The sequence below is a fragment of the Spirochaetota bacterium genome (genome assembly GCA_017999915.1).
Lineage (GTDB): Bacteria > Spirochaetota > UBA4802 > UBA4802 > UBA5550 > RBG-16-49-21.
This window is the reverse complement of the sequence record JAGNKX010000002.1, coordinates 253,967-270,059: the sequence shown is the minus strand read 5'-3', so window position 1 is coordinate 270,059 and position 16,093 is coordinate 253,967. Positions and strand designations below refer to the sequence as shown.

Annotated in this window: 11 protein-coding genes; 1 reads left to right on the top strand and 10 read right to left on the bottom strand. The window is 53.0% G+C overall.

The genetic code is table 11. From position 1 onward, the window contains the following. Nucleotides 1-50 precede the first annotated feature (50 nt). Nucleotides 51-3,869, bottom strand: a complete 3,819-nt coding sequence (locus KA369_05230) for a hypothetical protein (GenBank protein MBP7735359.1) — start codon at nt 3,867-3,869, stop codon at nt 51-53. Between the two features lie 831 nt (nt 3,870-4,700). Between KA369_05230 and KA369_05225 the strand changes: the two genes are divergently transcribed. Beyond that, nucleotides 4,701-5,951: a TetR/AcrR family transcriptional regulator gene (locus tag KA369_05225; GenBank protein ID MBP7735358.1), complete on the top strand. Its 1,251-nt coding sequence runs from the start codon at nt 4,701-4,703 to the stop codon at nt 5,949-5,951. A gap of 227 nt (nt 5,952-6,178) precedes the next feature. Here the strand turns inward: KA369_05225 and KA369_05220 are convergent, their stop codons facing one another. From KA369_05220 to KA369_05180, 9 genes are all read right to left on the bottom strand, one after another. After that, nucleotides 6,179-6,796: a hypothetical protein gene (locus KA369_05220; protein ID MBP7735357.1), complete on the bottom strand. Its 618-nt coding sequence runs from the start codon at nt 6,794-6,796 to the stop codon at nt 6,179-6,181. Between the two features lie 50 nt (nt 6,797-6,846). Then, nucleotides 6,847-7,152: a hypothetical protein gene (locus KA369_05215; GenBank protein ID MBP7735356.1), complete on the bottom strand. Its 306-nt coding sequence runs from the start codon at nt 7,150-7,152 to the stop codon at nt 6,847-6,849. Nucleotides 7,153-7,168: 16 nt separating this feature from the next. Then, complete coding sequence (locus KA369_05210) at nt 7,169-8,638, bottom strand: NAD(P)/FAD-dependent oxidoreductase (GenBank protein ID MBP7735355.1); 1,470 nt, start codon at nt 8,636-8,638, stop codon at nt 7,169-7,171. A 184-nt stretch (nt 8,639-8,822) separates the two neighbouring features. Next, nucleotides 8,823-9,623: an electron transfer flavoprotein subunit beta/FixA family protein gene (locus KA369_05205; protein ID MBP7735354.1), complete on the bottom strand. Its 801-nt coding sequence runs from the start codon at nt 9,621-9,623 to the stop codon at nt 8,823-8,825. A gap of 12 nt (nt 9,624-9,635) precedes the next feature. Then, nucleotides 9,636-10,625, bottom strand: coding sequence for an electron transfer flavoprotein subunit alpha/FixB family protein (locus KA369_05200; GenBank protein ID MBP7735353.1), 990 nt, complete (start codon nt 10,623-10,625; stop codon nt 9,636-9,638). 13 nt (nt 10,626-10,638) lie between these two features. Then, nucleotides 10,639-12,285 (bottom strand): FAD-binding oxidoreductase, encoded by a 1,647-nt coding sequence (locus tag KA369_05195; protein MBP7735352.1) that lies wholly within the window; start codon nt 12,283-12,285, stop codon nt 10,639-10,641. A gap of 1 nt (nt 12,286) precedes the next feature. Then, on the bottom strand, nt 12,287-13,552 hold the full coding sequence (locus KA369_05190) for a (Fe-S)-binding protein (protein MBP7735351.1): 1,266 nt from the start codon (nt 13,550-13,552) through the stop codon (nt 12,287-12,289). Between the two features lie 28 nt (nt 13,553-13,580). Then, nucleotides 13,581-15,029, bottom strand: coding sequence for an FAD-binding oxidoreductase (locus KA369_05185; protein MBP7735350.1), 1,449 nt, complete (start codon nt 15,027-15,029; stop codon nt 13,581-13,583). Continuing rightward, entirely contained in the window at nt 15,029-15,520 is a 492-nt protein-coding gene (locus KA369_05180; GenBank protein MBP7735349.1) for a hypothetical protein, read from the bottom strand. Before KA369_05180 ends, KA369_05185 begins: the two co-directional genes overlap by 1 nt. Nucleotides 15,521-16,093 lie beyond the last annotated feature (573 nt).

The window sequence follows — 16,093 nt, the reverse complement described above, 5'->3', positions numbered from 1 at the left end:
GGCGAGGCCGTAAATAACAAAGACTGCTCCACTTATGGGCGCCCCGCGCTTCAATTTTGCTGGTATCCGTAATGCCCGAACATGACCGTCAGCTCTTCCGGCGACAGGGGATTTCCCGCCAGGCCGGATATCTCGTTCAGCAAGTTGGACATGTCGCGCCACACGACGGCGTTACTCCCGTACACGATCTCACTGTGTGAAAAATCGTGAAGATCCTTGAATACCTGCTCGCTCGAGTATCGGGTATTCATGTTGTCCACGATATAATAGAGAAGGCTGGATTCGTTCTGAAGAAGCCATAGTACGTTATCGATCAAGTTCAGATAATTCTTCCCGCTGCCGGCGTCCTGAAGATCGGCATGAAGATACGGGAGATAGGTGCATAATTTATACAGTGCGTCAAAATCGTCGGTTTGGCCGTGATAGATCCAGGTGTTGTCGGCGTATTTGCCGAACAATTTTCCCGCCACATAGACGAGCGATTCCGTCTCTGGATCTGTCAACTGGTTTGTCAGCACCGCGTTCATGATGTTGATGATGTTTCCGGTTATGTCTTTTTCCCCATCCATGAATTTTTTAAGAAGGTCAAAGGCGGAGTCGAAGTCATCCCAGCGCAGGTCGTCGGGCAGGACCGGTCCGTCGTAGGTCAGGAGGTCGTCAAGAAGGATATCCTCTTCGCGGGCCGTGAACATCCATTTGTAGGACGTGTTGTCGCTCAGGGAGATGCCCCTGGTCATGGTTTCGCTCTGGCCGGCCTTGACCGAGGAAGTAATCTGCTCGAGGCCTTTGAACAGCGTCTGTCTCTCTGCGGCCTTGCCGGCTCCTCCCAGGTTCTGCAGCAGGGCCAGCACCCGGGAAACGAGCCTGGTGTTGTCGGCGATGAGCGGTATCAATCCGTCGGATGTTTTAGGTCCATTTCCGGCAAGAATGCTTATCAGGGTGCGCAGCTCCTTTTTCGGGGCAAAATAATCGGTATCCGTTTCATTTTTTATATTGGGTGTAAAGCAGCTGAACGTGCCGTTGCTCTCGTTTTCCACCCTCTGGAGCCAGCGCGTGCCCCAGTAGGCGGTACTGCCGGATGAATGTGCGGTGTCCGTCAAATAGCGCATGTGCGGCTTTGCGAGGGGAAAGAGGACGCCTTCCAGCAGCTCGGCTATGGGGAGCTTGTGCTTTCCGGTGTAATTGTAGTTATGGCCGGTGGTTGACGCGTTATACCGGGTGACGTCCCTCAGGCTTCCGGTCAGCGCGACTATGAGGGGCAGCAGCTTGTTCCGGTTTTGCCACACGGCGCTCGACTCGTTGGCGATGTCTGTGGAATCGGCCGTGACCATGGCTTCCTGGAGAAATCCGAGGCGAAGCACCGTGGGAATGCTGCAGGCTATGGCGCCCGGAAAGGCATATCCTTTCCCTATAATTGCGCTGAAAAAGAGGCCGGGAGTGTCGAGGCCGGGCAATAGATTGCAAAAATTGTCACTGAGGAGCAGGGTCAATCTTCCGTCCCCCGGTATGTGCGATTCCATGTAGTCGGGGCTGTTTCCCGTGGTTTTGTCCCCTATGCCTATGCCTGAATTCGCGTACTCCGGGATGGGGAAGTCCGTCTCGTTCGAGAGCCAGTATCCGTTCTGGGGTCCCTTCCGTGAATTGACCAGGCCGAGGAATCCGTTCCCTTCGGCGAAGAGGTAACCGCCGAACTCGACGTTTGTCATAAGACCGACATGCAGGGGAATGACGAAGGCGAGCTTCTTGTCAAAGCAGAGCCACTGGTAGTTGCGGTAGATCGCCTCTTCCTGGCTCTTGCATTCCCTGCGCGGGTCGGTCTGCTTGTACTTTTCTTCAAGGTAGAATTTCTGCGAGGCCGGGTTGTCGGATGCCTTTATCAGCTTCATCCTGAATTTACTGTTCGGCGAGGCATAGCTTCCCCCGTCAGGATTGACCGGCGGCACTGCCACGTAATCCGTCGGCGTGAGATATTCATTTACAAATTTAAATTTTACCAGATAGTAATCGGATTCGATTTTTTCCAGGTACCTGTTCGACCTCTGTCCCGTTTCGTCTGCCAGATCGTTTCCCGATACCGGATAGTAATATTCCCACGCCGACGAGCTGGAAGAGGGCTTGTACACGTAGGCGTAGATCTCGCCGTTCGGTTTATAATAGACATGGACGGTGCGCGTTCCCTTGCCGGGCCAGCTGAAGCTTTTTGTTTCGGCGCCGGAAGGGGCGTAATAGAAGGGTCCGGCGCCGTCCCAGCAGGCCCTGGGGATCAGTGAAAGAAGGAATTCCGCCGTGTTCGTGGCTCCGAGGCCGTCGGCCACCTTCGGGTAATAGGTGCGGAAATCGTTTTGAGAGACGCTTGTCTTTGTGGACATGGTGGTCGTGTTGGATGTCGGGGTAACGGCGTTTTCACCGCCGTTGGGGAGCCCGGCGTCTCCGGCGCACGCGGACGGGACAAGGCTTGCTATCGGATAATCGCCCCCCATGTAGAATTTATGCAACCCCATCTGGGAGGTTGTAAAGCTGCCGGAGCTTCGTGATATGTATTCCGCCTGCTCGACCCTGTGGTCAAGGGCCATGTCGTACAGGTTCATGTTTTCAATGGCATTAACAATATCATCTCTTAGATAGAAACATAAATAATTCGGTATTGAATTCAATGTCGTTGTTAAGTCTCCAATGGTTCCGGAGGACATGTCAAGGGCGTAGATGACGTCGGTGACCGTAAGAACGCCGTTCGTGGAAAGGCCATGGCCGCGGCCGGAATTGGCCGAAGGCTCCCCGTCGCTGCCCTGGCGGGTAAGGAAGCCGAACTTGGCGGCCGACACTATGGCATACAGAAAGTGATCCAGGTACGATACGTTGGTGGTGCCCGAATCGGTCCTCCTTTTGCCGAAGGCGTTGTAGTCCATCATCCTGCGCAGTGAGGGCTCCAGGTCGACCGCGGTATAGTCGATGCCGCCCTCCTTTAATGTGCCCAGAGCGCAGGTGAAGGCTTCCAGGGGAGATTGTCCCCTGGTGTCATAGGCGATGGAATAATCCGGGTACTTTGTGCCCGTGGAATCGTTGCGAATGAAGAGCTTTACCAGCCCGGGGAATATCTCGCGGATTGTCTCTTTAAGCTCGGAGTTGACGTATATGCCGTTGCTGTCACTGTGATAGTCGCTCGTGTTATAGCCTGCCCCATCGGCTGAGTTGTAATATGCCAGATTGTTGACGGCATCCTTGATGACGCCCCTGGTGGCGTTGGTCTTGACGAGGGTACGGATGTCTTCCCTTAAGATGTCGTACACGATATCCCTTGAGGCGCTATCGTTCGAAAACAGCTTGTTAAAGGCATTGAGGACCTGTATGACGCCCTTGACCGAGTTCCCCATGTCGGTATTTGTATGAATGCCCGGGTCGATGGATTTTCGTCGGGTTACCACATTGCCGCTGCCGTCGACCCATATAGGGTAGTCGTTGACGATCAGGAGTTTCGCCAGCTTTGTGCTAAGGTCTATGGTGTCGTTTTTAAAATCAGGGTCGCTGAATGTGCCGATGTTGTCGCTGATGGTTTCTTCGATCTCGGATGGATCCTTTTCTTTGATGTGCTCCAGCGCGTATTTTGCAATGGTAATGACATCATAGCTTATATCGCTGTTGGCGCATATTTCATCCATGGCATTATAGAAATTCTTTTCATGGTCGGTCTTCGCGTTGGCGTAGAAGCCCTGGTCTGACGGATGGTTGTAATAGCGGGTGTCGGTATCCGTAACGATATCCATGAGCTCCGCTATCTCCTCCATAAAAGACGTTGATTTGTTTCCGATCAATGCGCTGGCATTTATGCAGAGGAGGTCCAGCTCGATGCCATTGAGTATAAAGTCGGCCAATTTTGTATTTATCGTTTGCGTATCCAGACGGTCCACGACATCATTCAATGAAGGATAGTAATCAAAAATATGGAAGAGGTTATAGGAAGATCGCTGCTCATTGGTTTGAAAATCTTTCAAATCTGTTTTTGAGCATGACATGATGATCAAACATGAACAAAGAATCGAGAACAATGGAACAGTATAATTGGAAATCTTCATATACCCTCCCACATCTGCGTGAGAAAAATTTTAGTCGCATTGATTGCGATCCAAAAAAACAAACCGTCCAGCTGGTAAAATTTAATATTCTCGTTTGTATTTCTTTGTTTATTTTAATTTTACTAAAAACTCTATGCATAAAGTAAAATTATTGCCTGAGAGAAAGTCTTGAGATGCAATGATTCAGGAAAAGAAACTGAGAAAATGAACGAAACTAGATAATGAAACAAGGGGAACTTAGAAAATTATTAGACATGATGTCATTATTCAAAGTACCATATTTATAGACAAAGTCAAGGAAATTAATAATAAATATTCAAAAACTTATAAAAAAATTCAAATAAACTGGACAATAATCAATAAATTAATATATACTAAAAGGGCAAAATTATTGATTCATTAAACAGTTCGTCATTTTTTAGTCGAGTTATATTACGGGCAGGCTTTAAAAAATATCTTTTTATTTTTGTAATACAATATAACAATCTTTTTTTTAACAGTCAAGAAAGTTTATAACTTGATCAGCAGATATATATAATGGAAAGTTCAACAGGAGCCATTGTCCTCTGTCGATGGGGTGCATGGAGGCAAAAGTGGCTGCTCAAGGGGCCTGACGCATATGGTGGGGCAGTGGAAAAGGAATTAATACAACAAATACCATCGGCGCAAAAAAAGGACATTCTGCTGGATGCGGCCATTGTTGAATTCAATCAAAATGGCTATTTCAACACGAGCGTTGATTCCATTACAAAAAGGGCCGGCGTCAGCCATGGGACCTTTTACCTGTATTATAAAAACAAGCAGAGCATTCTTTCAATTCTCATCGGCCAGATAGAAGAGAAGATTTCAGCGATCGTCAACGATAAAAACAATCACGCGTTCCTGAGCCCGAAAAATTATGAGTATTTTGACAGGGACCTGCGGCTCATCGTATCGGTCATCCTGGAATCTGCCGGCCTGTTCAAAGCCTTTGTGCAGGGAATGGTTCACAACAAGGATCTTTTCAATCTATTCGCCAGGATATCCTATACTATCAGGGACGTTTTTTCAGAGCGGATCAAGGAGAAGCGGGTTCATGGGATCGTTTCCCGCATGGATCCGATGATACTGGCGCAGATCCTGTCGATCCTGTTTTTCCTTTCAATATTCATATACTCCATAGGGATCATACATTGCGCACCGGATGCCCTTTCCAGGCATATATCGCTGATACTTTTCTCGGTATTGAATTTTGACGAAAAGGCCCTGCATGTGCGGAGAAGGAAATCGGAAATCAGGAAAGCGGCGCTGTTAAAGACAAAGCGGGATCTCATCAACATGGCGAAAGAGGAATTCTCACGGTACGGATACTTCGATACGAAAATAGCCGATATCGCCCAGAAGGCGGGATACAGCAGGGGCACCTTTTACCAGTATTTCACCGATAAGGACGATATCATCGAGGCCATCATGTTCGATATGTTTTACCAGAACCGCGACCAGACCAGTATCGTCGATTTTATCGCGGCAAACCTGGACGTGACCTCAATGGACGAGCTGATCCGCATCAGCTCGATCATCGTCAATATTTTCGACAAATACTCCTCCTTCAGCTGGACCCTGCTGCAGGGCGTTTTTTACAGCGAAAAGCTGAGCAAGTTCTATGAACAGATGTTTGTCCAGTTCAGCAAGCCCATACAGGAAAAGATAACGGAGCAGCAGCAGGATGACGCCTGCCAGGGCTTCGATCCCCTGATAACGGCGGAGATAATTCTCACCACGGTCAGTTATTCGATATTCATGCTCTTCGGCGGATTCATCAACTGTTCCAAGGATGTCTTCTCCGAGAATATGGGAATTTTCCTCCACAGCATGCTCAATTATATAAATGTGCAGGATTGACGGACTCCCCCTTCTTTTCGGCGGCTTTATGGGCCGGCGCGCCGTGGATTGCCGGATGGATCACTGGCCGACGCACAAGTACCATGAAAAAGTTCTTCAAAAAAAACCCGCAAACCCTGTGAACCGGATCTGCGGGACAGAAGCACGCTGCATCAGACCTTGATAAAAAATATTTATACTTTTATCATATCCTCCCGGGCATATTCATGGTTTCTTTTAATGCCGCCTCAATTCTTTCTGTACTTGAACTTGAGGTTCGATAAATTTTCATATGGACCGTCCACGCTACCCAGGTTGCATATCCAGGCGGGCAGCTTTCCCGAGGGATCCCCCTTGCTTGAATATACCACATGGGTCTTGCTTTTATCGGACCCGACGCCTGTCAGGGTCCAGGTGATCGTTACCCTCTTCATGCGTATGCATTCGGATTGAGGATATCCGTCCACTCCGACGCTGCTGCTTTCGAAAAATCCTTTTTTCTCGTCCAGGGTTTCCGTGGTCCGCACATACATGTCCCTGTCCCTGGCCGGCCATGGCAGGTCGAGCTTCATATAGACGACTTTCGACTGCGGCGATGTTTCGCTTACTGTTTTGGAGACCAGTAATTTATACATCCACTGCGTGTAATTCGGCACGTCTCTCAGGATCTCGACCGCCTTGTCAAAGGGCATGTCAAGTGTGGCGGATGCCTTGAACTCATCGACGTCATACCCATCCGCTTTCCTTGTCTCGACGGTTATGCCATTCCTGTTTTTTTTCACCTTCCACGGGCCGTCGGAAAATAGCGGAAGCGGCCCGAGGAATGCCAGAGCCATGGCTATGGCGATATAGTGTTTATTGTTCATTTAATATCCTCCATATGTTATACTCGATGAATTTTTTGGATGGGACAGCTCTATCCGTACTTGATGACGATGCCGGTGCCCCCCTTGGGGTACTTGAATCCGATCGCGTCCTGCTCGCACACGGCATAGCACGCGGCGCATTCGTAGCAGAGCTCCCGATACTTCGGCGAAAGCTTGGTCTTCTTGTCTTTCGGCACGGCCCATATGTTCGCAGCGCAGATCAGGTTGCACTGGCCGCAGCCGTTGCATTTGGACTCGTCGTATGTTATGAAATCCCCCGTGTCTGCGTTGGCGACCCGTGACACGTATTTCTGGGCGACAAAATTGGATACATCAAAATTGTTGGTACCGCTCATGGTAGTTCCTCCCTCATTAATTAGCGAGCCGATCGACGCCGGAGACCCGGTTCTTGCACAGTTTTTTTACAAGCATGTTCCGGATCATTTTCTCCGGCAGTATCTTTATCTTGCTGGCGATGGCCGGGGCGAGCATGCTCGCGATTTTTTCCATGTTCTCCCTGGTGATGCCCCTTCCCATGGGCGTCAGGTAATTACGCCCGAAGGCCCTGACCTGCGGGTCCGCGAGGGCGTCCAGGAAGTATCCCAGGTGCTCGTTGATCGTGGTCATGTGGTCGTCGCTCCAGTCGAACACGATGCTCGGCCCGTTGAGGGTCTGCAATTCGCCGAGAAGAACGACGATTTTTTTCATGAATTCCGGGTCGAAGGCGCTGTTCCGCCAGAAATTCACGAATTCATGGCCGTATTCGAATTCCCGGCCCACCGGGGAATCCTTCCATCTGCGCTCGTAATCGCCGAGGCCCTTTGCGGAAACGTCTCCCTTGCTGAGTGCGGTTGCGATCGTCTCGACCGCTATCTTGCCGGTCCAGCAGGCATGCCACACGCCTTCGCCTTCCAGGGGGCAGGGGAACCCGCCGGCATCGCCTATCAGGATTACGCCGTTCCCGTATGTCTTGGTGCCCGGCTGCGGCATCCAGGGAAGTAGGTGCACCTGGAACTCGCGCAGCTCGGCGTCGACGGAGCGGCACATCTTCTGGAACTGCGGTATCTTCAGGACTTTTTTAAGAAGCTCGACCGGCTTTTCATTGTATATGTCAAGCCATTGCCCCGCGCCGAGGTGGAAGCCGTCCCTGAAATTGACCTGGTAAGCCCCGCAGTAGGGCCCGAACCAGACCCACTCGGCGGCGCCGATGATATCGTCCATCTTCGATTCATTGCAGGAAAAATCGACCTGGGGCACCAGGGTCACCTCGTTCTTTTTCCACCGCTTGCGTATCCCGGATTTGATCGCCACCATCGAGTGGGCGCCGTCCGCCCCGATGACGACATCCGCCGTGATCTTCTCGCCCTTATCCGTGATCACTCCCTTGACCTGTCCGTTTTCCATGATCAGGTCCGTGACCAGAGTCGACGTTCGGAGCTCCGCCCCGGCGGCGCAGGCGGTATCGGCGAGAAACTTGTCCAGGTCCGACCGGTATATGCTCGCTCCGGTCCAGGCTCGCCCCTTGCCCTTGTACATGATACGCCCTTCCGGCCGTGCGTTTCGCCCCGTGACAATGGTGGTGATGTGCCGGTCATCGACATCGGTTATGACAAAGGCGCAATGGGTTATTTCCCGGAACGAAGGTAGTAAGGATATCTTATCCATCATGGCGGGGAAATCCCTCCACCACCTCTGTCCGAGGCCGCACCCTGAGGCGTTTTTATCTCCGGGGACCTTTCCCCTTTCAAAAAAAATCGCTTTCAACCCGTTCTCCGCCGCCGTTTTCGCGGCATAGGAGCCCCCGGGCCCTCCACCTACGATTGCAATGTTGTAGTGTGCCATAGTTGCGCATCCTTCCTGTTTTATTTTAAGACATGCTTTATAAGCGATCATGCAAGAACCGTCCGGCCGGACGCTCCTCCATAAATACAGTAAATCATGAGCGAAGCCTGCCGTCATGATTCACTTATAAAACATGTCTGATTCACTGATGATAATTCTACCGCTATATGTCACTGCTGCTGCGCTAAATGATCTTGTCCGCCTTGAGACGCTCCGCCAGTTTCTTGCCTGCCTCTTCCAGGGACTCGCCTTCGATAACGGAGCATCTTCTCTTTTTTACCTCCGGCTCGTATAGTTTTCGGATGACGACCCTGTTGGCCGCTTCGCCGTTAAAACCGATCTTCTCCGCGTTCCAGTGCGTGATAGGCTTTGACTTTGCCTCCCTTCTCTGGATCATGGTGGGATACCGCAGCTGGCCGATTTCATTGCTCACCATGACAACGGCAGGCATTGGCGATTGTACCACTTCGTAACCGCCGGGTATAAGCCGCTCGACCCGGACGCCGTTGTCGTTGATTATGATTTTTCGGGCCATGGTTATGACCGGAAGACCCAGGATGCAGGCGACTCCTATGCCGGTCTGGCCCGCGTTCCAGTCCGCCGCCTGCCGCCCAACGAGTATAAGATCATATTCACCGATGGATTTTATGGCCGCGGCAATGGCGTCAGCCGTGCGGAAGCTGTCGCAATCGGCGGGATCCAGCGACTCGTCTTCCACCTTGAAAAGCTCGTCGGCGCCGACCGCCAGGGCCTTCTGCATGACCGCGTCGGATATTTTCTTGCCCAGCGAGAGTACGGTAATTGTGCACTGACCCCCTGCCGCCTCCTTGATCCTCAGGGCGGCTTCAAGGGCGTTCTCGTCAAAAATGCTAAGTACGGGCGGTATCCCCTTCGGCTCCACCCTGTTAGTATCGGCATTGACGATGAAGGAGGAGGGCGGACCTTCCGGATCGGGAACCTGTTTGATACATACAATTATGCGCATGGCTCTACTCCGTCAGTTACTTGCTATTATTGCATGGCTGAAAGCCGGGATTATCTCCTCGTAGTTGCCGATGATCCCGTAATCGGCGATGTCGAAAATAGGCGCCTGGGCGTCCTTGTTGATGGCTATGATCGTCCTGGACCCCGACATGCCGACGATGTGCTGCGTCGATCCCGATATCCCCACCGCGAAATACACCGAGGGACGGACGATCTCGCCGGTCTGGCCGACCTGCGCGTTGGAATCCACCCATCCAAGATCGCAGGGCGGCCTGCTGGCGCCGACGACGGCGCCGATCGTCTTTGCCAGGTCCGATAGGATCCGGAAGCCTTCCTTGCTCCCGATGCCGCGGCCGCCGGCGACTATGATATCGGCGTCCTCAAGCTGGGGTCCTTCGTTCTCGGCCACGACCCTTTCGAGGACCTTGACGACGGTGTCGCTTTCGACGATCAGCTCCGGTACCGGCACTATTTTGGCGGCCGCAGATTCTCGGCGCTCCGCCGGATCCTGCGACCTGGCCCTGACGGTCACGATGGCCAGGTCAGACTCGATCCGGTACTCGGCCATGACATTGCCGCTGTATACCGGCTTGGTCGGCACCAGACGCCCGTTCTCGAACGCCAGGGCGATACAATCGGTGACCAGGCCCGCGCCCAGGTCGAAGGAAAGCCGCGGGGCGAGGTCGAGACCGGCCAGGGTGTTGCCGAAAATGATCGCCCGCGGTTTCATCTTTAAGAAAAGGTTTTTCATCACGTGCTGATACAGCTCCGGGATGTAGTGCTTCAAGGCCGGGGAATCGGCCGTGAAAATCTCGTCAACGGGATAGTGCGCCAGCTCGTCGGCGGCGGCTGATATTTCGCTGCCGATGAGCACTGCGGTGAGCCTGCAGCCCGTTTTATCGGCCAGGGTCCTTCCGATGCCCAGGCACTCGAGGGAAACCTGGTCTATCCCGGCCTTACCGGTTAATTCAGCATATACCAGAATGTCGTTTCCGCTGTTCATGACAAGCCCCTCTTTAATTTTTTAGACTCTCTCTGTCCCCCAGTATGACCGGAGGTTTATAACCCACCATATCCTTTTCGAGCTCCTTGATGGGCGGAACGTAATGTGACCCGTCGGAGGCGTTATTCGGATCAAAGGCCTCTTTGATGCGCGCCTGCCAGAGATGATAGTTGAACATCATAGGGCCGAGCCACTTGTACATCTGGTTTTCCATGGATGAAAGGCCGAAGCCCAGCGTATCCTTGATCGTCGCGTCCGTGGTGGCATAGAGAAATTCGTACCTCTGCTTTTCCGTCTGCGGCTTCCGGCGGTCAAACATGCCGATCTCCTCCAGGTGACCCCAGTTGCTTGTCCCCTCGTATATGCCGCCCCAGGTGCAGTCGGCCATGTCGTCGATGAATGTGCCGTTATCGATGAATCGCTGCTTTAACTGCTCGCCGATCTTGGCCTGTTTCACGCAGCACTCGTACATCTCGCTGCTCCCCATGCTGGTGATGAAGGCGCCGCCGGGCCGGAAGGCCATGGCCGGGTAGATGGACCGGTGCAGTCCCCACCAGAAGGAGCCGTGGAAGGGGAGATAGCTCGCGTCGACGAGGATGCCGTTGGTTTCATCCATGATTTTCTTGATGACCTTTTCCTGGTATTCGAATTCCCCGTCGGTCTGGGCCGCAATGGCGAAGAGGGTCATGTGCTGGAACGATTTTATGATCGTGCGGAATCCCGGCGTATCCAGGAGGATCCGCAGCGCCCTCGGCGCGAGGAGTCCGAACATGGCCCCCACCGAGCCCTTGCAGTGGATATAGCCTATCTCGCTGTCGCCGATGGCGTAAGCGACATTGGTGAAATCCTCGTAGCTTTTGGAAAACAGGAAGTAGACCTTGTGAGTCTTCGGCAGCTCGAAGTCAGGGGAAATGTCGCTGAGAATCCCTGTAAAACGCGGCTTCCGCGGACCGCTGGGCCAGGGGTAGAGCTTCACGGCGACTTTCGTGAAGACGCCCAGGCCGCCGGTGGTTCCGCCCCAGCCGCGCATGACGCCCCGCAGGCTCGGCCCGGGGCCGTCGCCGCAGAACCATCCCGCGCCGGAGCCGGGAGTGCCGACGTGGAGCAGATCGCCGCCGGGAAGGACCCACTCGACTCCGAGCGGGTTCCTGCCGCCGAACCCCGTATAGAGGCCCGTCCAGCCGTATCCCCACGCCGACGTGACGCTGGCAAGCTGCGACGTGTTGGGCCCGGCGCCGATGATATGGCAGTTAAGACCGTGCTTCATGGCCTCCGCCTGGAGCTGCGAGCAGCACACGTACGGCTCTACAACCGCGTACATGTTCTTTTCATTGATCTCGATTATGCGGTTCATACGCCTGAGATCTATCTGCACAACTCCCTGTTCGCCCGGCCCGCCCCACGCGGCCCAGCCGGTCGAATGGGCCTTGTATTTTATACCGTGTTTGTTGCAGATCCTGACTATGCTCTGCACTTCCTCTGTGGTCTGAGGAAGGACAACGGCCGCCGGTCTCGGGATCCACGGCTCGGTGCCGAGGTTGATCGCCGGCTGCCAGGCATAGGAATCCAGGAGGGACGGTTCCCGGGAAATATTCTCTTTCCCGATAACTATTTCCATTTCCTCATAGGCTTTGTCTGATAAAATTTTACATTCTAACATATCATAACACTCCTAATGATTGACCCAGTATATCGTTCACATCCAGTATCTTGATGTCGATGTTGTTTTCCGTCGCGGTGTCCCTGAACAGTCGCTCGCACCATGGACAGGCCGTCGCCAGGGCGTCGGCGCCGGTGGACAACGCCTCGTCCAGGCGGTCTTTCGCGGTCCATTTCGCGAAATCAGGGTCGTATTCCAGGACTCCGCCGCCGGCGCCGCAGCACCAGCTGTACTCTCGGATGCGCTCCATTTCAACGAGTTCCACTCCCGGGATCGCTTTCAGTATGTCCCTGGGCGGATCAAAGATCCCGTACCGGCCCGTCTGCTTGTATTTGACCGGCCTCATGAGCTTGTCGTCGCCGTGCCATTCCTTGTATATTTCGCCCCTTCTTCCCAGGTGGCAGGGATCATGGTACGTGACCTTGAGCGGGATTTTTTTCAGGGGATGTATGGCCCCTTTCTTGATAAGGGAATCGATGTATTCCGTTATATGAAGGACCTCGACCCCCAGCCGCTTGCCGTTTTTCGGATAAAGATACTTGAAGGCGTAATAACAATCGGAGCAGGGCGTCACCAGGTAACGCGCCCCGGACGCCTTGATCCGGCTGGCCATGTCGTCGGCGTAGTTCCTCATCTCGCCCTGGTATCCGATTTCATAGGCGCGTCCGCCGCAGCACGACTCGTCGCGGCCCGCGATCCCCATCTTGATGCCGTTCTGGAGCAGGAGCTTTGCGGTAAACCGCAGGGTGTCCCAGAGGTCCCTGTCGTACGAATACCGGCAGCCCGCGTGAAAGAGGACGTCCACCTTTGCGGTGTTGATGTCTGGAATATCCAGGCCGGCGGCCCAGTTGCCGCGGTCGGCCTTCAGCATGTTCATGGTGTTGTCTTCGCGCTTCATGCTTTCAATGATATCAAGGTGCTCCGGCTGGACGAAGCCGTTTTCGACGCAGTGGGACCTGAACTCGAGGAGCACGTCTGCGAGGTCGATGTCGTCGCGGTAGGCCTGGCATGAGACCTGGCAGGCGCCGCACAGCTGGCAGCGGTATACGATCTCCGAAACGCCGTCGGTCATCTCGGTCCTGTCCGACAGGATCGAGTTCGCCATGATCATCTTGCCGCCGCCGGAATAGGCGTGAAAATTATAGCGGTCGATGGACGGGCATACCTTGGCGTAACGCCAGCTCTTTATCTGGAGATGGGGGACCCATTTGCAGTTAGAGCATCTTGAACAACCTTCCATATCCCTTTTCAATTCTTGCAGGTTCATAGTGGCACCTATCAGTTTGATATAAATTTTAATTGAAGCAGAGTCTTCCGGGGTTCATCACGCCCCTCGGATCCAGTATCTTCTTGACCTTGTGCAGGGCCGCCACGGCGTCGGGGCATTTTTCATAGACCGCCTGAGCCGATTCCGCGTAGGGCCGGGAGAAAAATCCGCCCATGTCGAGGATCTTCCTCGTCGCGCTTTCGCAGAAGGCCTGCGTCTTTTTCGCTTCTTCCGGATTGCCGGGATCGTACATGACGGTGTATTCGTTGTGGCAGATCCTTCCCTGCTGGAGCGGCTGCAGGTATATGCCGATGGCGTCGCCGGCGATGCCGAAAGACTTCGACAGCTGCTGTATCTCGTTTATAAAATTGGAAGAGTGGTCCAGGGTGTTCAGGAACATGATATCCTGGAACCCATGGGATTTTTTCATCTTCCAGTAAGGATCGTCGCTCGGTTTGCCCATGAGCTTCAGCAGGGCGTCGGCCTTCAGCGATCCGACTTCCTGCGACGGGCGCACCTTTAATTTCGCCGCGATATCGTCAATGTCCTTTTCCAGGTACCGGACGCGGTCCTCGGGGAAGCGCTCGTATCCGGAAATGGTGTAAAAGAGGACCCAGGCGGGCATTGCCTTGTCCGGTTTGCCGCCGGTTATCGCCGCGCAATCGACATTATTTAAAATGAAGCAGTGATCGGCGTACCGTGTCCTTGTCAATGCGTAGGCGAAATCAACCAGGTCGTCCAGACGTGACGCGCCGACGATGAAGGCCTTTTCAACCTGCGGCTTGAGCTCGAGCTTGACCGAGGCCCAGGTTACGATGCCCATGGTGCCCTGCGAAGCCTGGATGATCTTCGCCCAGTCGGTCTGGGCGGGTCCCATGGGGCTTTTCTGCGCCTGCCCCGACGCCCATTGCTGCTCGATGGAGCCGGGACCGGCCGCGGCCCCCGTCCTGAACAGGTCGCCCGATCCGAATATGACCTCCACGCAGCAGAGGGGGTCCTGCATGTCCCAATGGTATTTCGGCAGTGTCGTCGGCTCCCGCTCGAGCATGCTGGCGACCACCGATTTCGTTTTCTTCGGGAGAAGGGGAGCCGCCACCCTGAGGCCCTTGGCGGCAGCCGCGTCGATCAGCTCACCGAAGGTGACGCCGGGCTCCACCAGGGCCGTCTTGCTTCTGCGGTCGATACGCACGATCGACTTCATGAGGCTCAGGTCGACCACGACGGCCCCCTTCTGTTTCGGCACCGTGTCTCCCCTGAATCTCGGACCGGTCGAAGAAACGGGGACGAGGGGGAACTTCTCGCTGTTGGCGAGCTTCACTATCTCCAGGACCTGCTCCGCAGTCCTGGGGGTCACCACGCATGATGCTTCCTCGCCGAATATAAAGCTGCCGTCGTGGGAGTAGGCCGTGCAGGCGTTCCGATTGGTATTGGTGTTTTCAGTTCCGACAATTCGGAGAAGATCTTTGTAGGTGCTCATTATCGTACCTCTCCTTGCGCTTTTATTATTTTTTTTCTCAGTCTCCGCAGGAGAAAGCGGACGCTAAACCTGGGCTTCTGGGCGAGCGCCAGGTCTATGACGGCAGGCGCCATCAGCAGGGCCAGCGGCTTGATTGAAAGCAGCAGTCGAACGACCACGCTCAGTCTTTCACTGAGCAAGGCGACGTCATAGTTGGCGTTTTGCACGATGCGCACCAGGGCAGGCTGAAGGATGTCCATCAGTATGCGGGTCCCTTCGATGAATTTTTCATCGGTTATCGTTTTCAGCATCGGCAGAGCCTTGTCCAGTATGAGCACGTTGATCTTTGCCCTGTCCGCTTCCGTGAGGCTGTCCTCCATTGATGCCAGCACAAGGCCCAGGTCCGTATGGGGATCCAGTACCCCGTTCAGCAGTTGAAGGTTTTTTTCCAGAAGCCCGTTCTTGTAGGCGAGAAACAGGAATGTCCAAACAATTGATGTGTTCTGATCCATAATTATATCCTCTTATATTTTGAGAATATCTCTCACGGCCAATACATTGAGCCGGGGAGTTGCATTCAAAAGATTCCTGCTTGAAATAGCTAGAGTAAATAAAAACCGTCCGGTCATCTTTTTTCTAATAAGCCAGAATCAAAATAACAAGAGAACTTCTAAAATGAATCATCGATCAGGATTATTGGCTAATATTCCAGTACATTGTGTTGTACATGGCGTCATTATTTATATCTCTAAAGTACCGCTATATAGAGAAAAGTCAATAAAAAAATAATATAAAATTCAAAAAAATAGAAATATTATAAATTAAAATAATCAATATTATTAAAATATATAAATATATAATTATACATGGCGTCATTATTTAATAATTGATCAAGGTTTTACATCTAATGTGACATAATATATGGGGAGGGCGGGCAGAGCAGAATTGTAAAGGGAGGAGGATTTTATGATGATATGCTGATTAATTTCGCGCTTTTCTATGTGTAAATACCTGGATCGATTCCTATCTGCCTTTAACTACATGAAAAGAAATAATGGGATGGGGCAAATAAAATGGGGCTTCTG